Genomic DNA, 21,643 nt, shown 5'->3' with positions numbered 1-21,643 from the left:
GCCGTCAGGTCGCGCCGTGGCACTGCTTGAACTTCTTGCCGCTGCCGCAGGGGCACGGGTCGTTGCGGCCGACCTTGGGCGCGTCGCGCTTCACCGTTTCGACCTTGTAGCGCTGTTCGCTCGTCAGGTCGTACAGATCGGCGACAGTGACAACCAGCTCTTCGATCGCCTCTTCCATGTCTTTGAGCGGGCGCTCGCGCTCCACCGTGGCGACCACTTCACGCTCTTCGTCGGTCTCGGCCGGCAGGTGGCGGTAGAGGCGGGCCAGCGCGGTCATCACCGCGTCGTCCGGCATTTCGGCGAGGTCAGGGAAACACAGCGCGGCGTGCTGGAAACCAGCGACCCAGGGCATCAACGCCTGCGAAATCTGGCTCAGGCCGGCCATCGGGTCGGGGCCCCCATCGGCGGGCGGCTGCAGCGGGTGTTCGTCGTCAAACTCGAGGATCAGTGGGTTGAACCAGCCGTCTTCGGCCATCGCGCGGTTGAGCGAGCCATGGCGCCGCAAGATGAGCGCGGAGGTGCGCTCGAGCCAGCCGGGGTCGGTGGTGTCGGGCAGCGGTGTGGCGTCGAAATCGAATACATGCGGCAACCAGGCCGCAGGCTCCAGCAGCAGCGGCTGCACCAGCACGCCGCACAAGAAGCCGTCGAGCATGACGGAGTCGACCGGCTGCAAGGGCTCGGGCGTGGCGGCAAGCAGTTCGTCGAGCTCGGCGAACTCAGCATCGGTCAGGTCGGAGTGGGCGGACATGGGCGGTCTCGGGAGATGAATTCAGTCGCGATTGTCATGCCGGCGCGAGGGCCTGTGGTTGAGCGGCTTCAACCAGACGCTCACGCAACCACTGGTGCGAGCTGACCCGGTCGTGCCGCCTGTGCCACATGGCCTCAACGTGAATGCGCGCCATCACCAGCGGCAACGGCCGCTCCACCAGCTGCGCCTGGTAGCCGGTGGCGTCGACGAATGACGCCGGCAGCACCGTCAGCAGATCGCTTTGCGACACCACCCGCCCGGCGGTGAAAAACTGGTTGACGGTGAGCACGATCCGGCGCGAGCGGTTGAGCGCCGCCAGCGCCTGGTCGACAAAGCCGTGCGGACGGCCCGAAAAACTCACCAACAGGTGGTGGGCCGCGCAAAAAGCATCAAGCGTCAGCTCGCCTTCGGCCAGCGGGTGGCCTCGCCGCATCACACACACGTACTCGCTCTCACCCAGACGCTGGTGGTGCAGTGCACTTTGTTGGCCGCGCGTCGCCAGCTCGGCCACCGCCTCGGGAAAGTAGCCCACCGCCACGTCGGCCTCGCCCCGCTCCAGCAGTGCACGCGGGTCACGCGTGGTCAGCGGCAAAACCCGCAGGTTGACCAGCGCTTGCCGGGCTTCGATGTGGGCGACCAGGGGCGGCAACAACACCGCCGCCGTGGCGTCGGCCATCGCCAGGCGGAAGTTGACGCTGTCGCGTTGCGGGTCGAAGTCACCCGGGTCCAGCACCGCCCGCAGCTGCGCCAAAGCCGCTTGCACTTCGGGCCACAACATCTCGGCATACGGTGTGGGCACCACCCCGTGGCTCACGCGAGTGAGCAGTTCCTCACCCACAGATTCTTTGAATCTGCGCAAGGCGTTGCTCACCGCCGGCTGCGTGAGCGCCAACCGCGAGGCGGCGCGGGTGAGGTTGCGTTCGGACATCACCGCGTCAAACACCCGCAGCAAGTTCAGGTCGAGGGTCTGGAAGTTCATGCGCCTTTGTACCAAGACATTCGCGCAGTGAATATCATGGATTCACAAACTTGATTGGTCATGCATTGGTACTAACCCCTATCATTGCCCTCAATGGCGCTCCCAGTGGGGCGACAGAAATGCCCCGAAGGAGCACACCATGAGCACCACCATCAGCCTCCAAGTTTCCCAAGCCCGCACCGCGCCGCGTTTTGCCGCGCCGCTGGGTGAGTTGTTTGCCGCCGTCATCGCCTTGTTCAACCACCCCGGCATCCCCGCAGCACCCCGCTACCCGTCGCGTGAAGCCGCCCGCGTGCGCGCCATGGCCCACCGCTGCGAGAGCGCCGACCCGCGCTTTGCCTCGGAGCTGTATGCCGCGGCCGACCGCCACGAGTTGCTCAACGGCAACTACTGATCCCATCGATCGGTGAGCAGCAACAAAAAGCCCGCACGAAGCGGGCTTTTTTGTGGGCGCTGATCGTTTGATCAGGCCGCCAGACGTTCTTCCAGCTTGGCCTTGGCCGCCGTCAGCTCGGCCGGCAGGTGGTAAGCCAGCTGCGTGAACAGCTCGGCGTGCAGGTCGAGCTCGGCACGCCAGGCGGTCTTGTCGATGTGGGTCACCTGGTCGAATTGGGTCTGGCTGAAGTCCAGACCCTTCCAGCTGAGGTCTTTGTACTGCGGGCTCACGCCGAAGATGTTTTCAACACCCTGGCCCTGGCCTTCGACACGCTCCAGCATCCACTTCAACACGCGCATGTTCTCGCCGTAACCCGGCCAGACAAACTTGCCGTCGTCGCCCTTGCGGAACCAGTTGACGCAGTAAACCTTGGGCAGCTTGCCGCCCTCGGCTTCGAGGCGTCTGCCCAGGTCGAGCCAGTGCTGGAAGTAGTCGCTCATGTTGTAGCCCATGAAGGGCAGCATGGCGAACGGGTCACGGCGCACCACGCCTTGCTGGCCGGCGGCGGCGGCGGTGGTTTCGGAGCCCATGGTCGCGGCCATGTAAACACCTTCGACCCAGTTGCGCGCTTCGGTCACCAGCGGCACGGTGGTCGAGCGGCGGCCACCAAAGATGATGGCGTCGATCGGCACACCCGCTGGGTTGTCCCACTCGGCATCGAGCGCCGGGTTGTTGATGGCAGACACCGTGAAGCGGGCGTTGGGGTGCGAGGCCTTGGCGCCGGTCTCTTTGGCGAGCTTGGGTGTCCAGTCCTTGCCTTGCCAGTCGATCAGGTGTGCAGGCGGCGTGTCGGTCATGCCTTCCCACCACACATCGCCGTCATCGGTGAGCGCCACGTTGGTGAAGATCACGTCGTGCTTCAAACTGTCCATGCAGTTCGAGTTGGTCTTGGTGTTGGTTCCGGGGGCCACACCGAAGTAACCGGCTTCGGGGTTGATGGCGTACAGGCGGCCGTCCTGGCCGGGTTTGATCCAGGCGATGTCGTCACCGATGGTGGTGACCTTCCAGCCTTCAAAACCGGCCGGCGGGATCAGCATTGCAAAGTTGGTCTTGCCACAGGCGCTCGGGAACGCAGCCGCCACGTGGTGTTTTTTGCCTTCCGGGCTGGTCACGCCCAAGAGCAGCATGTGCTCGGCCAGCCAGCCCTGGTCGCGGCCCATGGTCGAGGCGATGCGCAGGGCGAGGCACTTTTTGCCCAGCAGCGCGTTGCCGCCGTAACCTGAGCCGTAGCTCCAGATCTCACGGGTTTCGGGGTAGTGAACGATGTACTTGGTGGTGTTGCAAGGCCAGGCCACGTCTTTTTGGCCGGCTTCGAGCGGAGCGCCCACGGTGTGCACGCAGGGCACAAAAACGCCGTCTTCTCCGAGCACGTCGAGCACGGCACGGCCCATGCGCGTCATGATCTTCATGTTGACGGCCACGTAAGGGCTGTCAGACAACTCGACGCCAATGTGCGCGATCGGCGAGCCCAGCGGGCCCATGCTGAACGGCACCACATACAGGGTGCGGCCGCGCATGCTGCCCTTGAACAAAGCCGGGGTTCCGTCAGAGCGGCCGGTTTGCAGCAGCTCTCGCATCTCGGCCGGGGCCATCCAGTTGTTGGTGGGGCCGGCGTCTTCTTTTTTCTCGCTGCAAATATAGGTGCGGTCTTCAACACGCGCCACGTCGCTCGGGCTGCTGCAAGCCAGGTAGCTGTTGGGGCGCAGCTCGGGGTTGAGCTTCTTGAAGGTGCCGGCGGCCACGAGTTGGGCGCACAGGCGGTCGTACTCTTCTTTGCCGCCGTCACACCAATACACATCACGCGCTTCGGTGAGCGCGGCCACCTCGGCCACCCAGGCTACGAGTCGGTCGTGTTTGACATAGGCGGGCACGTTCAAGCGCAAGCCCTCCATCACGGGTCGGTTCATGGTCAGTCCAATCATCAAAGTTAAAAGCGGGATCGGGCGAGCCTCTTTGTTCACCTGTAGACAGGTTTCAGGGGGCTCGCCCCATGCCGCATGTGCCATTTTTATGAGCTGGCACGGACATTCAAAAACATTGTCATGCCAATGTAATCCGGCCGTAACCACCGAGTCTCAGGGGGTCATGCAACTTTTGCATGGCGCCATGCCGGAGGTCTGTGAACTTGTGCCCAAGGCCAGGTTGAAGCGGCTTGGCGCCGGGCGTCATCCGGGCCGTAAGATCACCGCATGACGCTTGATCGCCGCTCAATCCTGGCCGTACTGGTCGCATCCCTCTGGCCCGCCGCCCATGCTGCGCAGCGTAAATCCTTGACCGACCCGATGCGCCTCGGCGTGGAGCAGGCGCTGGTCGATTCAGGCCTGGCGAGCCAGTTTCAGAAGAGTTTCGGGCGCGACACCGGGGTGGCGGTGCAACTGGTGCCGGGCCTGAGCGCCACTTTGCTCGACACCCTGGAGCGCGGCGAGATCGACGCCGCCATGACCAACACGCCCGAGCTTGAGCTCAAGCTCGAAAAGCAGGGCCTGGCCCACGATCGTCGCCTGGTCGCGGTGGGCGACTTTGTACTGGTCGGGCCGCTCGAAGGTGTGGGCAAGAAGGCCAAGGACCCGGTGGGTATCGCCAAAGAAAAAGACATCGCGGTTGCCCTGGCCAAGATCGCCGAGGCCAAGGCCCGTTTCATTGGCGCCCCCGTCGGCAGCGGCGCGCACCTGGGCTCGCTGGCACTGTGGCGTGCGGCCAAGGTGTTGCCGGGGGCGCCCTGGTTTGTCGAAAGCAAGGCCGACCCGTTGCAACAAGCCCTCGCCGAAAACGCCTACACCCTGGTCGAGCGGGGTGTGTGGATGGCGCGCGGGCGCAAGCCGCTGGCCATCATGGTCGAGGGTGACACGCGCATGGCCAACGAGGTGCACGTGATGCGCTCCTTCCGCGTCAACCACCCGGCGGCCAAGCTGTTTGGGCAGTGGGTGAGCGGCCCGCAAGGCCGGCGGGTTGCAGGGAGCCTGCGCGGCTGGCGGCCTGCGACACGCTGATGCCGCACACCCTGCTCAGCGTCAACCTCAGCCTGGCCCGCGAGGTCGAGATCGCCGGCCGCAAGGTGATGACGGCGATTGGCAAGCAGCCGGTGGCAGAACCGGTGGCCGTCAAGCCGCTGGGCCTGGCGGGTGACGAGCAGGCTGACCTGACGGTGCACGGCGGCCTCTCCAAAGCCGTCTACGCCTACCCGTTTGAGCACTACCCCTTCTGGCAGACCGTGCGCGCCCAGGCCAAGGTGGCGCTGTGGGACGAAACCCTGCCGCCAGGCAGCATGGGCGAAAACCTCACGCTTGCCGGCCTGCTGGAAAACCAGGTCTGGATCGGCGATGTGCTGCGCTTTCCGCACTGCGAGCTGGCGGTCAGCGAGCCGCGCTTCCCCTGCTTCAAGTTCGACGCCGCGATGGGCTTCAACCAGGCCACCAAGCTGATGGCGGCCAATGGCTGGTGCGGTTTTTACCTCGCGGTGCGGGTAGCGGGCACGCTGCAGGCGGGTGAAAAGTTTGAGCTGATCCCGGGCCCACGCGAGGTGGGCATCCAGGAGCTGTTTCGCTCACGGCTGACGGCCGCGCACAAACGTTAGTCAGGCCGGGTCGAAGCGGCCTGCGGCCGCTCAAAAACCTTCGAGCACCACCTTGCCGCGTGCCAGGCCACTCTCGATGAAGGCATGCGCGCGTTTGAGGTTGGCTGCGTTGATGGCGCCGAAGTGCTCGCCCAGCGTGCTGCGGATGCGCCCTTCGTCCACCAGCTGCGACACACGGTTGAGCAGCTCCTGCTGCGCCTGCATGTCGGGCGTCTGGAACATCGAGCGCGTGAACATCGACTCCCAGCGCAGCGACAGGCTCTTGCCCTTGAGCAGCATCACGTCGAGCGGCGTGGCCGGGTCGTCGATCAGGCTCAGGCGGCCTTGGGGCGCCAGCGCCTTGACGATCTCGGCGTAGTGCTTGTCGGTCTGCGTGAGGCTGGCCACATGGCTGACGCTCGGCACGCCGATGCGCTGCAGCTCGGCCGTGAGCGGCAGTGTGTGGTCGATGACGTGGTGGGCGCCCAGCTCGCGAACCCAGGCCTGGGTTTCGGGGCGGGAGGCGGTGCCGATCACTGTGAGTGAGGTCAGCTGGCGCGCCAGCTGCGTCATGATCGACCCGACCCCACCCGCGGCACCGACGATCAGCAAGGCGCCCTGGGTTTTGTCATTCACTTCCAGGCGGTCGAACAACACCTCCCAGGCGGTGATGGCGGTCAGCGGCAGCGCCGCCGCCTGCGCAAACGAGAGTGACGCCGGCATGCGCCCGACGATGCGCTCGTCCACACACTGCAGCTCGGCATTGCTGCCGGGTCGTGTGATGTCACCGGCGTACCAGACCCGGTCGCCGGGTTTGAACAGCGTGACCTGCGGGCCCACCGCCTCGACGATGCCGGCGGCGTCCCAGCCCAGCACCTTGTGTTCACCGGCCGGCGGTGCGGCGCGCACACGCACCTTGGTGTCGACCGGGTTGACCGACACAGCATGCACCCGCACCTTCAGGTCGCGCGGGCCGGGGGTGGGCTCGGGCAGGGTCACGTCAAGCAGCGACTCGGCGGCATCGATGGGCAAAGACTGGCGGTAGGCAACGGCTTTCATCTCACAGCTCCGGGGTTTGGATTCGATGGATGGACTGTAGAACCGCGCCTTCCATTTGATAATCACCCCAAAAACACAATCAGCTTCAACAAACTTTTGAAGATGAACCTACCCGCCGATCTTCAACTTTCTCAGCTCCAGCTCTTTGTGCGCCTGGCCGAAGCCGGCACGCTGAGCGCCGCGGCGCGCCAGCTGAACCTCACACCAGCCGCCGCCAGCGCCGCATTGAAGCGGCTCGAAGCGGCGCTCAAGGTGCGCTTGGTCGAGCGCTCCACCCGCTCGATGCGGCTCACGCCCGAGGGCGAGCTGTTGCGCGAGCACGCCGAGCGCGCCCTGGGCGTGCTCGACGACGCCCGCTCACTGCTGGGCGCGCAACGCGAGCGGCTCGAAGGCGAGGTGCACCTGGCCGCCCCCTCCGACCTCGGCCGCACCGTGCTCAGCCCGATGCTCGACACTTTTTTGGCCCGCCACCCCGGCCTGCACATCGCACTGCACGTGAGCGACGTGCGGCACGACCTGCTGCGCGAGCGCGTCGACATCGCGGTGCGTTACGGCGAGCTGCGCGACTCCACCCTGGTCGCCCGGCCCTTGTGCACCACCCTCAGCACCCTGGTCGCCTCACCCGACTACGTGGCGCGGCACGGCGCCCCGCAACACCCCGACGAGCTGGCACAACACAACTGCCTGACCCTGCACCGCTCGGAGCGCCCGCATCTGATGTGGACGTTTGTGCGCGACGGCGCCGAGCACACCGTGCGCGTGCAAGGCAATCGACGCGCCGACGATGGCGCGCTGGTGCGTGAATGGGCGGTGCAAGGCCTGGGCATTTCGCAGAAGGCGCGGCTCGACGTGCTGGCCGACCTGCGCGCCGGCCGGCTGGTCGAGCTGATGCCGCAGTGGCAGGGCCAGCGTTACCCGCTGCACGCCATCGTGCCGACCCAGCGCCACCTGCCGCTGCGCGTGCGGCGCCTGCTCGACGAGCTGGTGCTGCAGTTCTCGCGGCTTGAAGAGGACAATGCAGCCTTCCCCTGAAGCGCTCTCACACACACCATGCTCGCCTACCGACACGCCTTCCATGCGGGCAACCACGCCGACGTGCTCAAGCACGTGATGCTCACCCGCGTGTTGCGCTACATGAACCAGAAGCCCAAGCCCTACCGCCTGATCGACACACACGCCGGCGCCGGCGGGTATTCGCTCGAAGGTCAGTACGCGCTGAAGAAGGGCGAATACATCAACGGCATCGGCCGCCTGTGGGACAAGGACAAGAGCGGCGACGACATGCCCGAGATGGTGGCCGACTACGTGGGCCTGGTGAAGCAGTTCAACCCCGATGGCCTGATGGAGCAGTACCCCGGCTCGCCGGCCTTTGCGCAGATGCTGCTGCGCTCGCAAGACCAGCTGCGTTTGTTCGAGCTGCACAACACCGACCACCGCATCCTCGCGTCTTACCTTGGAGAGGTAAAAGGCGCTGAGGTCTACAACGCTGATGGCTTCGATGGCTTGAAGGGCCAGGTGCCGCCGTCGTCACGGCGCGGCGTGGTGCTGATGGACCCTTCATACGAAGGCCACAACGACTACCCGCGGGTGATCGCCTCGCTGCGCGAAGCGCTGTTGCGCTTTGCCGAAGGCGTGTACATGGTCTGGTACCCACAGGTGAGCAAGCTCGAAGCGGCGCAGCTGCCGCGGCGGCTGGAGGCCGTCGCGCCCAAGGGCTTCTTGCATGTGCGCTTGACAGTGCAGCAGCCTGACCAGCAAGGCTTCGGGCTTGCAGGCAGCGGCATGTTCATCATCAACCCGCCGTACACACTGCACGACGAGATGGTGGCGCTGTTACCGTATCTCGTGGACGTGCTGGGCCAGTACGACGGCGCCAACTACATGATCGAGCAGCGCGCCGCCTAGCCACCCCCCATGCAGTCTCAAGCCACCTCCGCCAACGGCCCGTTGACCGGCCTGAAGGTGCTGGAGCTCGGCCAACTGATCGCCGGCCCTTTCGCGGCCAAGACGCTGGCCGACTTCGGCGCCGAGGTCATCAAGATCGAGCCTCCTGGAAGTGGTGACCCGCTGCGCCAATGGCGCTTGCTGCACAACGGCACCAGCGTGTGGTGGCAGGTGCAGTCGCGCAACAAGAAGAGCGTGGCGCTAGATCTGAAGCACCCTGAAGCGCGCGACATCGTGCGCCGGCTGGCGGCCGAGTGCGACGTGCTGGTCGAAAACTTCAAGCCCGGTGTGATGGAGGCATGGGGCCTGGGCTACGACACACTGAGCCTGGCCAACCCCGGTTTGATCATGCTGCGCATCAGCGGCTACGGGCAGACCGGGCCCTACAAAGACCGGCCCGGCTTCGGCGTGGTGGCCGAGGCCATGGGCGGCTTGCGCCACCTCACCGGCGAGCCGGGCCGCGTGCCGGTGCGGGTGGGGGTGAGCATCGGCGACACCCTGGCCTCGCTGCATGGCGTGATCGGCATCTTGATGGCGCTGCACCACCGCAGCCGCTCCGTGTCATCACAAGCGCCCAAAGGCGAGGGCCAGGTGATCGACGTGGCGCTGTACGAAGCCGTCTTCAACTGCATGGAAAGCCTGCTGCCCGAATACAGCGCCTTCGGTGCTGTGCGCGAAGCCGCCGGCTCGGCCTTGCCCGGCATTGCCCCAAGCAACGCCTACCCCTGCCAGGACGGCTGGGTGCTGGTGGCCGGCAACGGCGACAGCATCTTCACCCGCCTCATGCAAACCATAGGCCGCGACGACTGGGCGCGCGACCCGGCACTGGTGGGCAACGCAGCCCGCGTGGCGCGCGTGGCCGAGATCGACACCGCCATCGGCGCGTGGACGAGCACCCGCCAGGTGGCCGACGTGCTGGACGCACTCAACACGGCACAGGTGCCGGCGGGCCGGCTCTACACGGCACGCGACATTGCAGAAGACCCGCACTACCGCGCGCGCGGCATGATCGAGCGCGTGACTTCGGCCGACGGCCTATCGGTCGAGGTGCCCGGCATCGTGCCCAAGCTGAGCGCCACGCCGGGGCGCATCACCCGCCGTGCGCCGACGCTGGGCGAAGACACGAAGGCGGTGCTGCGCGAGCTGGGCATCACACCCGAGCAAGAGGCCGCCTTGCGCGAACGTGGGGTGCTGTGACCCTTACCTTCCCTGCCTATGCACTGGCCGGCGCCTCGGCGCTCTTCACCGTCACCCTGAACACCGCCCGTTGAATCACGCGTCTTCGCGTTTGAAGTCTCGAAACGCACCGAAGAGCCACGAGCGCATGCCCACCACCAGCGTGTAGGGGCGCTTCTGCTCAGGCGGCAGCTTCTGGTCGGCCAGGTGCTGCTGCGCAAAGTCTTGCCCCACGCGCTCCAGCCGCTCGGCAAAGCTGGCGGCGAGGCTGCGGCCCACCTGCCCGTGGATGAGCATCAGCATCTCGCCTTCGCCATCAAAGCCGCCGCTGAAATAGTCGCCCGCCACGTCTTTGCGAAAGTAGGCCATCACCGGGCCGTGCGGGCGCCAGCGGAAGGTCTTGGCCACCTGCAGGCGGTAGCGGTTCATCGGCCGCAGCTCGATGATGCCCAGCCGGTCCAGCGCCGTGAGGTAGCCAATGCACTCGGCCTCGCTGTAGGTGTAGGTAGACACGATCTGCTCAAACGTCCATTGGCTCAGACAACAGGTGGCCATCAGCAGCAGGCGTCGGTCGGCCACCACCGCCTTCTCTTGCTCCAGCGTCAGCTCGCGGCGCAAGGGCTGCGCGTCGGCAATCTTGCGGGCGAGCTCGGCGAAATCCATCTTCAGCACACGCAGCACGTCGTCGATGCGCGAGAGCGGCATGTCGGCCTTGGCAAAGATGCGCTTGATGCTCGACTCCGACATGTCGAGTTGCACGGCCAGGTCAGCGTAGGTGACGTTGGCGGCCTTGAGCTCAGCCTTCAGCGTGGTGATGAGGTCTTGGGTGGTGCTCATGCCTGATCCGTCAAAAAGTATCGGCAAACGATACCAGTCGCCGGCGCCACCGCCACCTTGCCGGGAACACTTGATACCGAACAGCCGGTCTTCCACCATGCGCTCCGTGTTCAACCACTTCAAGGATTCCATGCACACCCCCGCACCCCGCCAAGACAGCAACGCCTGGAAGCTCCAGGTCTGGGTGTCGTTCGGTCTCGCCATTGCCTTGTGCGGCATCGGCCTGGCCTACCTGCCGGGCGAAGACCTGCACCGGGCCTTCATGGTGATGGGCTACGTGTTCTGCCTGTCCACCGCGTTTGCGCTCGCCAAGTACGTGCGTGACAACGAGCTTCGCCGGGTCGACACGCCGATGTGGGGCCTGGTGGTGTGGGGCGGCTTTGCGTTCGCGATGGCGCTCACCGGTTGGGGCCTGTGGCGCATGGACGTCAACCCGACCTACAAGGCCTTTCTCGGCGTGAGTTGGTTGTTCCTGATCTCCGGCGTGTTCACCTTGGCCAAGACCCTGCGCGACGCGCACGAAGCCCGAGGAGAGTGAGATGCTGAAACGAATCGCCCTGGCAACACTGCTTGCCACGTCACTGAGCGTGCGCGCTCACCCGCCCAACGCGTCTGACGCAAGCGCCTTGTCTATGCTGCCGCTGGCAGTGTCGGTGGCCGCACCGGCGATGTTCCTGTCGGCTGGCGCCATGCTCACCGTGGTGGCCGTCGAAGCCTCGGCCGCCGGTGTGGTGTGCGTGCTGGAGCGCGCCTCCGACGGCGCGCGTGCCAGCCTCACCCTGAGTGGCAACTTGTCGGTGGGCGTGGGCACCGCGGTGATGGTGACCGCCTTCAGCGCCGGCTGGGTGTTGTCGGCTGCCGGCCGCGCCATTGCCTACGTCCCGAACGAGATCGGTGCGGCCTTGCTCTACAACGAACGGGTGACGCGATGATCGCGCGCTTGCTCACCGCGCTCGCATTGGCGGGCGCGGTCACGCTGGCGCAGGCGGGCCGCTCCTGTGACCCGCAGCCGCCCGAAGCCCGCAACGTGGCGCGCGCCATGGTGCTGGCCGAGCACACCGCGCAGGCACTCGATGCGAGCGGCGCGCAGGTGGTGGTGCTGGCCCGCGCCGGCCAAGACCTGAGCGCCTATGGCTTGCGCTATTCGCACCTGGGCCTGGCTTACCGTGAAGGCTCGCGCTGGCGCGTCGCCCACAAGCTCAACCAGTGCGGCAGCGGCATGGCGGCGCTGTACCGGCAAGGCCTGGGCGAGTTCTTTCTCGACGACTTGTTTGACTACCAGGCCGGCATCGTGATCCCGAGCCCCGAGGTGCAAGCCGCCCTGCTGCCCGCACTGCAAGACCGGCGCCGCCTGGTGCAGATGCACACGCCTCACTACAGCATGGTGGCCTACCCGTGGGCGCAGACCTACCAGCAGTCCAACCAGTGGGCGCTTGAGACTCTGGCCATGGCGATGGACCCGCAGGCCAGCACCCGCGCGGGAGCGCAAGCCTGGCTGCAACGCCAGGGTTACCAGCCCACCACGCTGCGCATCTCAGCCTTCAAGCGGCTGGGCGCGCGCATGACCGCGGCCAACGTGGCATTCGATGACCACCCCAACGAAAAGCGCTTCAGCGATCGCATCGAAACCGTCACGGTCGACTCGGTGTTTGCGTGGTTGAATCGCAGCGGCCTGGGCGGCCCGGTGCAGGTGGTGAGGTAGATTGCGCCGGCAGCAAACCGCTAACAGAACGCCAGCAAAAGAGACGACTGAGGAGACCCCTTGAGCCCACACGATCACCCCAATCAATTTGCCCTGCTGACGCAGCGCCGATTCGCGCCCTTCTTCTGGACGCAGTTTCTCGGCGCCGGCAACGACAACCTGTTCAAGTTCGCCTTCACCGTGATGGTGACCTACCAGGTACAGGTGAGCTGGCTGCCACCGGCCATGGCGGGGCTGGTGATCGGCGCGGTGTTCATCTTTCCCTTCTTGCTGTTCTCGGCCACCAGCGGGCAGCTGACCGACAAGTACGACAAGACCAAGATGATCCGCTTCGTGAAATGGTTTGAGATTGCGGTGATGGCACTCGCCGCGTTCGGCTACGTGAAAGCCAATGTGCCGGTGCTGCTGGCCTGCGTGTTCTTGATGGGCCTGCACTCCACGCTCTTCGGGCCAGTGAAGTTTGCCTACTTGCCGCAGCATCTGGGCGAGCGCGAGCTGACCGGCGGCAACGGCATGGTCGAGATGGGCACCTTCGTGGCCATCTTGCTGGGCAGCCTGGCCGGCGGCCTGCTGATTGCGATCCCCCAGACCGGCGCGCAGTACATCGCGTGGGCCTGCGTCGCCGTGGCCGTGCTGGGCCGCGTGTGCGCGCAGTTCGTGCCGCCCACGCCGGCCACCGACCCGGGCCTGCAGATCAACTGGAACCCGGCCAGCGAGACCTGGCGCAACCTCAAGCTCGCGCGCGAAAACCTGGCGGTGTTCCGCTCGCTGCTGGGCATTTCGTGGATGTGGTTCTTCGGCGCCGTGTTCCTGTCGCAGTTCCCCTCCTTCGCCAAAGAAGTGCTGCACGGCGACGAGCACGTGGCCTCGCTGCTGCTGGTGGTGTTCTCGGTGGGCATAGGCGTGGGCTCGCTGCTGTGCGAGATGCTGTCGCGCCGCCACGTGGAGATCGGCCTGGTGCCGCTCGGCGCCATCGGCATGAGCGTCTTCGCGATCGACCTCTACTTCGCGGCCCGCGGCCTGCCCGCGGCCGCGCCATACACGGTGAGCGCCTTTCTGGCCCAGCCCGCGCATTGGCGCGTGATGGCCGACCTGCTGCTGCTCTCGCTCTTCGCCGGCATCTACAGCGTGCCAATGTACGCACTGATTCAGCTGCGTTCGCCGCCCACGCACCGCGCCCGCATCATTGCGGCCAACAACATCTTGAATGCTCTGTTCATGATCGTCAGCTCGGTCGGTGTGGGCGCGTTGCTGAGCCTGCACCTCACCATTCCGCAGGTGTTCCTGATCACCGGCGTGCTCAACGCCATCGTGGCCTTCTACATCTTCATGCTGATGCCCGAATACCTGCTGCGCTTCATCGCCTTCATCGCCACGCGCCTGGTGTACCGCTTCAAGGTGCGTGGCGACGAGCACATCCCGACCAGCGGCGCCGCCATCCTGGTGTGCAACCACGTGAGCTTCGTCGACGCGGTGCTGCTGATGGCCGCGAGCCCGCGGCCCATCGCGTTCATCATGGACCACCGCATTTTCCAGGTGCCGGTGCTGGGCTGGCTGTTCAAGCTGGCCAAGGCCATCCCGATCGCGCCGCAAAAAGAATCCCCCGCCATCTACGAGCAGGCCTTCGCGCGCGCCCGCAAAGTGCTGGAAGAAGGCGACCTGGTCTGCATCTTCCCCGAGGGCGCGATCACCAAGAACGGTGAGCTGGGCGAGTTCAAGGGCGGCGTGATGAAGCTGCTGGAAACAAACCCGGTGCCCGTGATTCCGCTGGCGCTGCAAAACTTGTGGGGCTCGTTCTTCTCGCGGGTCGAAGGCAACGCGATGAGCAAGCCGTTCCGCCGTGGCTTCTGGAGCAGCGTTGGGCTGGTTGCCGGCACGCCGGTGCCCGCCGCGGAGGTGAGCGTACCCCTGCTGCGCGAGCGCGTGCAGGCCCTGATCAACACGCCCACACACTGAAACCAACCGGAGACAAGCATGAGCGATGAGCAACGCGTACGCGTGACAGTGGACGAGCGCGGTGTCGCCGAAGTGGCGATGGTGCGTGCCGACAAGATGAACGCCATCGACGCGGCCATGTTCCGCGCACTGGTCGGTGCCGTCGAGCAACTGCGCAGCGATGCGCGTGTGCGGGTGGTGGTGCTGCACGGCGAGGGCCGTGCCTTCTGTGCCGGCCTCGACATGGGCCGCTTCCAGCAAATGGGCGCAGGCCAGACCAGCGGCTCGATGGGCACCGACCTGCTGGCCCGCACACATGGCCTTGCCAACGACGCGCAGCAAGTGGCCTGGGGCTGGCGCGAGCTGCCGGTGCCGGTGATTGCCGCCGTGCATGGCGTCGCCTTCGGTGGCGGCTTGCAGATCGCGCTAGGCGCTGACATCCGCTGCGTGCACCCCGACACCAAGATGGCCGTGATGGAAATCAAATGGGGGCTGGTGCCCGACATGGCCGGCTGCGTGCTGATGACCGAGCTGGTGCGGGCCGACATCGTGCGCGAGCTCACCTACACCGGCCGCATCATCTCGGGCACCGAGGCGCAGCAGATCGGCCTGGCCACACGCGTGAGCGATGACCCACTGGCCGACGCGCGCGCTCTCGCCGCGCAGATCGCCGGCGCCAGCCCCGATGCCATACGCGCCGGCAAGCGCCTGCTGCATGGCGCGTCGCCGGTGCGTGCAGCCGAGGTGCTGATGGCCGAGTCGGTGGAGCAGAAAGCGTTGATCGGCAGCCCCAACCAACGCGAGGCCGCACGGGCCGGGCTGGAGAAGCGGGCGCCGGTTTTCAGTACGCCCGGCTAGCTTGAGACGCCGCGTGCGCGGTCGGCCCTGAATTGCGCAACAAAGGCCGTGAACCGCCCTTCGTCCAATGCCTCGCGCACTTCGCGCATCAGGTTGACGTAGTAGTGCAGGTTGTGGATGCTGGCGAGCATGGGGCCTAGCATCTCGCCGCAGCGATCCAGGTGGTGAAGGTAGGCGCGGCTGAAGTTCTGGCAACAGTGGCAGCTGCAGGTCTCGTCGACCGGCCGCTCGTCGGTTTTGTGGCGCGCATTGCGCAGCCGCAGGTCGCCAAAGCGGGTGAACAAATGGCCGTTGCGCGCGTTGCGTGTGGGCATGACGCAATCGAACATGTCGACCCCGACGCCCACGCCTTCCACCAGGTCTTCGGGGGTGCCCACGCCCATCAGGTAGCGCGGCTTGTGTGCCGGCAGGCGGTGCGGCGTGTGGGCCATGATGCGTTGCATCTCTTCTTTCGGCTCGCCCACGCTCACGCCGCCGATCGCATAGCCGGGCAGATCAAGCTCGACCAGCGAGTCGAGCGACTCCTGGCGCAGGTGCTCAAACATGCCGCCCTGCACGATGCCGAACAGCGCGTTGGGGTTCTCCAGCCGGTTGAACTCGGCCAGGCAGCGCCGCGCCCAGCGCAGGCTCAGCTCCATCGAGATGCGCGCTTCGCGCTCCGTGGTGAAGTGGCCCTTGGTCTCGTAGGGCGTGCACTCGTCGAACTGCATCACGATGTCGCTGTTGAGCACGCGCTGCACCTGCATGCTCACCTCGGGCGTGAGAAAGAGCTTGTCGCCGTTGACGGGTGACGCAAACTTCACGCCCTCTTCGCTGATCTTGCGCATCTCACCCAGGCTCCACACCTGAAAGCCGCCGCTGTCGGTCAGGATGGGCTTGTGCCAGCTCTCAAAGCGGTGCAGCCCGCCGAACTGTGCGAGCACGTCCAGCCCCGGGCGCAGCCACAGGTGGAAGGTGTTGCCCAGGATGATCTGGGCGCCCATGGCTTCGAGCGAAGAAGGCATCACGCCCTTGACCGTGCCGTACGTGCCCACGGGCATGAAGACCGGCGTTTCGACCACGCCATGGTTGAGGGTGAGGCGGCCGCGCCGCGCCTGGCCTTCGGTTCTCAGCAATTCAAATTCGAGCATGTGCCAATTGTCGCCGTTGCCTGCGCGCCCCAATTCAAAACGCCCCCGCACACGTGCCTGCGTGAAGCCGCTCCCGGTAGATGACCACCCCTTGTTTCGCGAGGGCCTTGCGATGCCCACGACCGAACGGCCGAGCAACACGGACGCTTGCCTTGGAGGCGGGCAGCGTCTAATATAACGTTTGTTATAACCCACGGATGAGCACCATGCACACCCTCAAACTCACCCAGATCGGCAATTCGGTGGGGGTGATCCTGCCCAAGGAACTGCTCGCGCGGCTGAAGGTTGAAAAGGGTGATGTGCTGTACGTCACGGACAGCCCCGAAGGAGTAAGGCTGACCGCGCATGACCCGGCTTTTGAAGCGCAAATGACGGCCGCACGAGCCATCATGAAGAAGCGACGGGCCGTCTTGCGTGAACTCGCGAAATGAGCAAGCCAGCAAACGACCGGTGGGTGTGGATCGAGCCCAGCGTGATTCTTGCGGTGCATGAAGAGCAACTGTCGGAGCATGGCGGCGCGGGCGGCGTGAGAGACATCGGCCTGCTCGAGTCTGCTCTGGCAAAGCCGCTGCATCTCGTGACTTACGGCAAACCCGATGTGGCCGATCTCGCAGCTGCCTACGGCTTCGGCCTGGCTCGCAACCACCCGTTCATCGACGGGAACAAACGCACCGCATTTGTCGCCGTAGAACTCTTCCTGGCACTGAACGCCCACGTGCTCGAAGACGACGACGTGCAATGCGTGCTCACCATGCTGTCTTTGGCGTCGGGTGACCTGAGCGAGGCCGGGTTCGCCAGCTGGATCCGCCAGCACATCACGCAGATTTAGCCGTTACGCGCCAGCAGCATGGCGTCGCCATAACTGAAGAAGCGATAGCGCTCGGCGATGGCATGGCGGTAGAGCGCCCTCATGTGCTCATAGCCCGCAAAGGCGCTCACCAGCATCAGCAGCGTGCTCTTGGGCAGGTGAAAGTTGGTGACCAGCACGTCGACCACCTTGAACGCGAAGCCCGGGGTGATGAAGATGTCGGTGTCGCGACTGCCGGCTTCGAGCGTGCCACTCACCGCAGCCGATTCGAGGGCACGCAGTGTCGTCGTGCCCACCGACACCACGCGGCCGCCCTGGGCATGCGTTTGCGCGATGGCGTCGACGGTGGCCTGCGGCACCTCGAACCATTCGCTGTGCATCTTGTGCTCGGCCAAATTTTCAGTGCGCACCGGCTGGAAGGTGCCGGCGCCCACGTGCAGCGTGACACTTGCGCTGCCGATGCCGCGCTCGCGCAGCGCGTGAAGCACAGCCTCATCGAAGTGCAGGGCCGCGGTCGGTGCGGCTGCGGCGCCGGGCTTGGCGGCAAAGACCGTCTGGTAACGGCGCTCGTCGTCGGCATCGTCGGCATGGGTGATGTAAGGCGGCAGCGGCACATGGCCGTGCTGCTCAATCAACGCAAATGGCTCGCTCGGAAAGCGCAGGTGAAAGAGCGAGTTTTCAGGCCCGCCGCGGCCCAGCATCTCGGCCTTGAAGCTCTTGTCGCCGTTCACAAAACAGATCATGGCGCCGGGCTTGGGCGACTTGCTCGCGCGCAGGTGCAGCATCACTTCATGGTTCGGCAACACGCGCTCGACCAGCGCTTCAACCGACCCGCCGGTGGACTTGGCCCCCAGCAGCCGCGCCTTGATGACACGCGTGTCGTTGAACACCAGCAGGTCGCCGGCACGCAACAAGCGGGGCAGCTCGCGGAAGATGCGGTCGGCGGGCGAGGCTTGCGTGCCATCGAGCAAGCGCGAAGCACTGCGCTCCCCCACCGGGTGTTGGGCGATCAGCTCAGGCGGCAGGTCGAAATCAAAATCGGCGAGCTGGAAACTTCCAGTGTGTGTAGGCATATGCCGCAAAATTGTCCCATGCCCACCGACACCCCCCTCGCCGCGCGCAAGGAGAAATCTGCGCCGCAAAAGGCGATGGAGAAGCTGGGCCTGGTGCGCGACATCGACCTTGCGCTGCACATCCCGCTGCGCTACGAAGACGAGACACGCATCACCGCCATACGCGAGCTGCGCGATGGCGACACGGCGCAGGTGGAGGGCGTGGTCAGCGATTGCCAGATCGCGTTTCGCCCGCGCCGGCAATTGGTGGTGAAGCTGCACGACGGCACCGACGAGCTGTACCTGCGCTTCCTGAACTTCTACCCCAACCACCAGAAGACGCTCGCTGCCGGCAAGCGCGTGCGCGTTCGCGGCGAAGCCCGTGGCGGCTTCTTCGGGCTGGAGATGGTGCACCCCACGTTCAAAAGCGTCGACGAGCAGACACCGCTTGCCACCGCGCTGACGCCCGTCTACCCGAGCAGCGCCACCTTGCCCCAGGCCTACCTGCGCAAGGCCGTGACGTCGGGCTTGCAACGGGCTGACCTGTCAGAGCTGATACCGCCTGCGCTGGCGCCCGCCGGCCTGCTGAGCCTGCGCGAGTCGCTGGGCTTTCTGCACCACCCCACGCCCGACGTGAGCTTGGGCGACCTGGAAGACAAGACCCACCCCGCGTGGCAACGCCTCAAGTTCGAAGAGCTGCTCGCGCAGCAACTCTCGCAACTGCAAGCCAAACATGAACGCGCCCTGCAGCGCGCGCCACGCTTCACCGTGCGCGCCCATGGCCTGCAAGAGAAGCTGCTCGCCGCCCTGCCCTTCGGCCTGACGGCGGCGCAGCGCCGCGTGGTCGAAGAGATCGCGCTCGACCTGCAGCGCGAGGCGCCCATGCACCGCTTGCTGCAAGGCGACGTGGGCTCGGGCAAGACGGTGGTGGCTGCGCTCGCCGCCGCCGTGGTGATGAACGAAGGCTGGCAGTGCGCACTGATGGCGCCCACCGAGATCCTGGCCGAGCAGCACTTTCGCAAACTGGTGGGCTGGCTGGAGCCGCTGGGCATAAAGACCGCGTGGCTCACCGGCAGCCGCAAGGGCAAGAAGCGCAGCGAGATGTTGGCGCGCGTGGCCTCGGGTGAGGCGGCGCTGGTGGTGGGCACCCATGCCGTGATCCAGAGCGAGGTGCAGTTCTCGCGGCTGGGCCTGGCCATCATCGATGAGCAACACCGCTTTGGCGTGGCGCAGCGGCTGGCCTTGCGCGACAAGCTGCAGGCGCAAGCACTGGAGCCACATCTGTTGATGATGAGCGCCACGCCCATCCCGCGCACCCTGGCAATGACACTGTTTGCCGACCTCGACGTGAGCACCATTGACGAGCTGCCACCCGGCCGCACGCCCATCGTCACCAAGCTGTTCAACAACGCCAAGCGCGACAGCGTGGTGCGCACCATCGCCGAAGAGGTTGGCCGCGGCCGGCAGGTGTACTGGGTGTGCCCGCTGATCGAAGAGAGCGAGAAGCTCGATTTGCAAAACGCCACCGCCACGCACCAGCAGCTGAGCGAAGCACTGCCCGGCGTGAGCGTGGGCCTGCTGCACGGCCGCATGCCGTCGGCCGACAAGGCGGCGGTGATGGCGCAGTTCACTGAAGGCAGCATGAAAGTGCTGGTGAGCACCACCGTGATCGAAGTGGGCGTAGACGTGCCCAATGCCAGCCTGATGGTGATCGAGCACGCCGAGCGGTTCGGCCTCTCGCAGCTGCACCAGCTGCGCGGCCGCGTCGGGCGTGGCTCGGTGGCCAGCGTGTGCGTGCTGCTCTACACCACGCCCTTATCAGAGACCGGCAAGGCGCGCCTGAAAGCCATGGCCGAGACCCACGATGGCTTCGAGATCGCCCGCCGCGACTTGGAGATACGCGGGCCGGGTGAGTTTCTGGGCGCACGCCAATCGGGCGCACCGCTGCTGCGCTTTGCCGACCTCACGCTGGACGAAGCGCTGGTGCAGGTGGCCCGGCAGGCCGCCACCCAGCTGCTCGCCACGCGGCCCGAGGTGGCCGAGCAGCACGTGGCGCGTTGGCTGGGCAGCAAGGCTGAATTCCTGAAGGCCTGAGTTCGACACCGTGCGTATGACGTTCGTCCCGTAGTCAACGGCGCCGCGCTCCGCTAGATTGCGATGCTGGTGACACAACCCCTGCCCGGAGAGACCCACATGAACCTGATCCAACGCGTTCAAGACATCCTGCTCAAGCCCAAGCCGACTTGGCCGGTGATCGAGCAAGAGCAGGCCGATGTGGCCTCGATCTACAAGACTTACCTGATCTTCCTGGCGGCGATTCCGGCGTTGGCGGGTTTCATCGGCCTGTCGTTGATCGGCGTGGGCGGCTTCGGGATGAACATCCGCGTGCCCTTCATGTGGGGCCTCACGAACATGATCGTGAGCTACGCGCTGTCGCTCGCGATGGTCTTCGTGCTGGCCTTGATTGTCGATGCGCTGGCCCCCTCCTTCGGCGGCACCAAGAGCCAGATCAATGCGTTCAAGCTGATCGCCTACGGCCTCACTGCGAGCTACGTGGGCGGCATCTTCACCCTGATCCCCTCGCTCGCTGTGCTGGGCATTCTGGCTGGCCTGTACTCCATCTACCTGATCTACCTCGGCATCCCCGTGTTGATGAAATGCCCGCAAGACAAGGCTGCTGGCTACACCGCGGTGGTGATCGTCTGCGGCATCGTGGCCTTCGTCGTGGTGGGTGCCATCACCGCCGCGCTCACACCGGGCGGCTTCAGCCGCTTCGGTGGCATGCGCGGCAGCAGCGACGTGAAAATCAGCACGCCTCGCGGCGAGGTCAACATCGACACGTCGAAGATGGAGGCCATGGCCCAGAAGCTGGAAGAAGCCGGCAAGCGCATGGAAGCAGCGCAGAAGTCAGGCGACCCCGCCGCCGCCGGCAAGGCCTTGTCGCAGGCCATGGGCGCCCTCTCGGGCACCAGTGGTGAACCCATAGCGCCACAAGACCTGAAGGCCATGCTGCCCGAAAGCCTGGGCGACCTGAAGCGCAACTCGGTCGAGGCGCAGGGCAACCAGGCCATGGGCATTGCCGGCTCATCGGCCAAGGCCACCTACGTCGGCGGCGACAAGCGCGTGCGCCTGACGATCACCGACATCGGCGGCCTGGGCGGGCTTGCCTCGCTGGCCGGCTGGGCCAACCAGACGCTGGACCGCGAGACCGATGACAAGGTGGAACGCGTCTACAAGCAAGGCAACCGCACCGTGCGCGAAGAGTCGCGCAAGGACGGCAGCCGTAGCGAGTACGCCGTGATCCTCAACAACGGCGTGGTGATTGAAGCCAACGGCCAGCATGTAGAGATGGCCGCGCTCAAGGCCATCGTCGACGGGGTAGACCTGGGCAAGCTCGAAGCGCTGAAGCGCCCCGCCAAGTCTTGA

22 protein-coding genes are annotated in these 21,643 nt (G+C 65.7%); 15 read left to right on the top strand and 7 right to left on the bottom strand.

Features of this window, described 5'->3' with window-relative positions; genetic code table 11:
• Positions 1–4 precede the first annotated feature (4 nt).
• Both AC30QB_RS14920 and AC30QB_RS14915 read right to left on the bottom strand, forming a co-directional pair.
• Positions 5–748, bottom strand: coding sequence for a UPF0149 family protein (locus tag AC30QB_RS14920; RefSeq protein WP_489547024.1), 744 nt, complete (start codon positions 746–748; stop codon positions 5–7).
• A 34-nt stretch (positions 749–782) separates the two neighbouring features.
• On the bottom strand, positions 783–1,727 hold the full coding sequence (locus AC30QB_RS14915) for a LysR family transcriptional regulator (RefSeq protein ID WP_489547023.1): 945 nt from the start codon (positions 1,725–1,727) through the stop codon (positions 783–785).
• A gap of 139 nt (positions 1,728–1,866) precedes the next feature.
• On the opposite strand from AC30QB_RS14915, the gene AC30QB_RS14910 reads away from it, so the two are divergent.
• A complete protein-coding gene (locus AC30QB_RS14910) occupies positions 1,867–2,121 on the top strand; it encodes a hypothetical protein (protein ID WP_489547022.1) in 255 nt (84 codons plus the stop codon).
• A gap of 71 nt (positions 2,122–2,192) precedes the next feature.
• On the opposite strand, the gene AC30QB_RS14905 is transcribed toward AC30QB_RS14910, so the two are convergent.
• Positions 2,193–4,070 (bottom strand): phosphoenolpyruvate carboxykinase (GTP), encoded by a 1,878-nt coding sequence (locus AC30QB_RS14905; protein ID WP_489547021.1) that lies wholly within the window; start codon positions 4,068–4,070, stop codon positions 2,193–2,195.
• Between the two features lie 282 nt (positions 4,071–4,352).
• Here AC30QB_RS14905 and AC30QB_RS14900 point away from each other — a divergent pair, with 282 nt between their 5' ends.
• Positions 4,353–5,153: a substrate-binding domain-containing protein gene (locus AC30QB_RS14900; protein ID WP_489547020.1), complete on the top strand. Its 801-nt coding sequence runs from the start codon at positions 4,353–4,355 to the stop codon at positions 5,151–5,153.
• Positions 5,153–5,737: an MOSC domain-containing protein gene (locus tag AC30QB_RS14895; protein WP_489547019.1), complete on the top strand. Its 585-nt coding sequence runs from the start codon at positions 5,153–5,155 to the stop codon at positions 5,735–5,737. The genes AC30QB_RS14900 and AC30QB_RS14895 overlap by 1 nt, the downstream gene beginning before the upstream one ends.
• A 30-nt stretch (positions 5,738–5,767) precedes the next feature.
• On the opposite strand, the gene AC30QB_RS14890 is transcribed toward AC30QB_RS14895, so the two are convergent.
• Positions 5,768–6,775, bottom strand: coding sequence for a zinc-binding alcohol dehydrogenase family protein (locus AC30QB_RS14890; protein WP_489547018.1), 1,008 nt, complete (start codon positions 6,773–6,775; stop codon positions 5,768–5,770).
• A 102-nt stretch (positions 6,776–6,877) separates the two neighbouring features.
• On the opposite strand from AC30QB_RS14890, the gene AC30QB_RS14885 reads away from it, so the two are divergent.
• The 3 genes from AC30QB_RS14885 to AC30QB_RS14875 are packed head-to-tail and all read left to right on the top strand — an operon-like array spanning position 6,878 to position 9,916.
• A complete protein-coding gene (locus AC30QB_RS14885; RefSeq protein WP_489547017.1) occupies positions 6,878–7,807 on the top strand; it encodes a LysR family transcriptional regulator in 930 nt (309 codons plus the stop codon).
• Positions 7,808–7,825: 18 nt separating this feature from the next.
• Positions 7,826–8,680 carry a 23S rRNA (adenine(2030)-N(6))-methyltransferase RlmJ gene (locus tag AC30QB_RS14880; RefSeq protein ID WP_489547016.1) on the top strand — a complete coding sequence of 285 codons (855 nt, stop codon included), beginning with the start codon at positions 7,826–7,828 and terminating at the stop codon, positions 8,678–8,680.
• 9 nt (positions 8,681–8,689) lie between these two features.
• Positions 8,690–9,916: a CaiB/BaiF CoA transferase family protein gene (locus AC30QB_RS14875; RefSeq protein WP_489547015.1), complete on the top strand. Its 1,227-nt coding sequence runs from the start codon at positions 8,690–8,692 to the stop codon at positions 9,914–9,916.
• A 75-nt stretch (positions 9,917–9,991) separates the two neighbouring features.
• Here AC30QB_RS14875 and AC30QB_RS14870 read toward each other — a convergent pair whose 3' ends face one another.
• Complete coding sequence (locus tag AC30QB_RS14870) at positions 9,992–10,732, bottom strand: helix-turn-helix domain-containing protein (protein WP_489547014.1); 741 nt, start codon at positions 10,730–10,732, stop codon at positions 9,992–9,994.
• A gap of 97 nt (positions 10,733–10,829) precedes the next feature.
• On the opposite strand from AC30QB_RS14870, the gene AC30QB_RS14865 reads away from it, so the two are divergent.
• The 5 genes from AC30QB_RS14865 to AC30QB_RS14845 are packed head-to-tail and all read left to right on the top strand — an operon-like array spanning position 10,830 to position 15,227.
• Positions 10,830–11,270, top strand: a complete 441-nt coding sequence (locus tag AC30QB_RS14865) for a YiaA/YiaB family inner membrane protein (RefSeq protein ID WP_489547013.1) — start codon at positions 10,830–10,832, stop codon at positions 11,268–11,270.
• Between the two features lies 1 nt (position 11,271).
• The gene (locus AC30QB_RS14860) at positions 11,272–11,664 is read left to right on the top strand and encodes a hypothetical protein (RefSeq protein ID WP_489547012.1); all 393 of its coding nucleotides are present in this window, start codon (positions 11,272–11,274) and stop codon (positions 11,662–11,664) included.
• A complete protein-coding gene (locus AC30QB_RS14855; protein ID WP_489547011.1) occupies positions 11,661–12,434 on the top strand; it encodes a DUF2145 domain-containing protein in 774 nt (257 codons plus the stop codon). Before AC30QB_RS14860 ends, AC30QB_RS14855 begins: the two co-directional genes overlap by 4 nt.
• Before the next feature lie 60 nt (positions 12,435–12,494).
• Positions 12,495–14,390 carry an MFS transporter gene (locus AC30QB_RS14850; RefSeq protein WP_489547010.1) on the top strand — a complete coding sequence of 632 codons (1,896 nt, stop codon included), beginning with the start codon at positions 12,495–12,497 and terminating at the stop codon, positions 14,388–14,390.
• Positions 14,391–14,408: 18 nt separating this feature from the next.
• A complete protein-coding gene (locus AC30QB_RS14845; RefSeq protein ID WP_489547009.1) occupies positions 14,409–15,227 on the top strand; it encodes a crotonase/enoyl-CoA hydratase family protein in 819 nt (272 codons plus the stop codon).
• On the opposite strand, the gene tgt is transcribed toward AC30QB_RS14845, so the two are convergent.
• The gene (gene tgt / locus AC30QB_RS14840; RefSeq protein WP_489547008.1) at positions 15,224–16,357 is read right to left on the bottom strand and encodes a tRNA guanosine(34) transglycosylase Tgt; all 1,134 of its coding nucleotides are present in this window, start codon (positions 16,355–16,357) and stop codon (positions 15,224–15,226) included. The genes AC30QB_RS14845 and tgt overlap by 4 nt on opposite strands.
• Positions 16,358–16,563: 206 nt before the next feature.
• Here tgt and AC30QB_RS14835 point away from each other — a divergent pair, with 206 nt between their 5' ends.
• Both AC30QB_RS14835 and AC30QB_RS14830 read left to right on the top strand, forming a co-directional pair.
• Positions 16,564–16,788: an AbrB/MazE/SpoVT family DNA-binding domain-containing protein gene (locus AC30QB_RS14835; protein ID WP_489547007.1), complete on the top strand. Its 225-nt coding sequence runs from the start codon at positions 16,564–16,566 to the stop codon at positions 16,786–16,788.
• Positions 16,785–17,186: a type II toxin-antitoxin system death-on-curing family toxin gene (locus AC30QB_RS14830; RefSeq protein WP_489547006.1), complete on the top strand. Its 402-nt coding sequence runs from the start codon at positions 16,785–16,787 to the stop codon at positions 17,184–17,186. Before AC30QB_RS14835 ends, AC30QB_RS14830 begins: the two co-directional genes overlap by 4 nt.
• Here AC30QB_RS14830 and queA read toward each other — a convergent pair.
• Entirely contained in the window at positions 17,183–18,238 is a 1,056-nt protein-coding gene (gene queA, locus AC30QB_RS14825) for a tRNA preQ1(34) S-adenosylmethionine ribosyltransferase-isomerase QueA (RefSeq protein WP_489547005.1), read from the bottom strand. The two genes, AC30QB_RS14830 and queA, sit on opposite strands and share 4 nt — an antisense overlap.
• A gap of 18 nt (positions 18,239–18,256) precedes the next feature.
• Between queA and recG the strand changes: the two genes are divergently transcribed.
• Positions 18,257–20,311 (top strand): ATP-dependent DNA helicase RecG, encoded by a 2,055-nt coding sequence (recG, locus tag AC30QB_RS14820; protein WP_489547004.1) that lies wholly within the window; start codon positions 18,257–18,259, stop codon positions 20,309–20,311.
• Between the two features lie 99 nt (positions 20,312–20,410).
• Positions 20,411–21,643, top strand: a complete 1,233-nt coding sequence (locus AC30QB_RS14815; protein WP_489547003.1) for a Yip1 family protein — start codon at positions 20,411–20,413, stop codon at positions 21,641–21,643.

It is taken from the genome of Rhizobacter sp. (genome assembly GCF_046595475.1).
Lineage (GTDB): Bacteria > Pseudomonadota > Gammaproteobacteria > Burkholderiales > Burkholderiaceae_C > Rhizobacter.
This window is presented reverse-complemented; position numbering and strand designations above follow the sequence as displayed.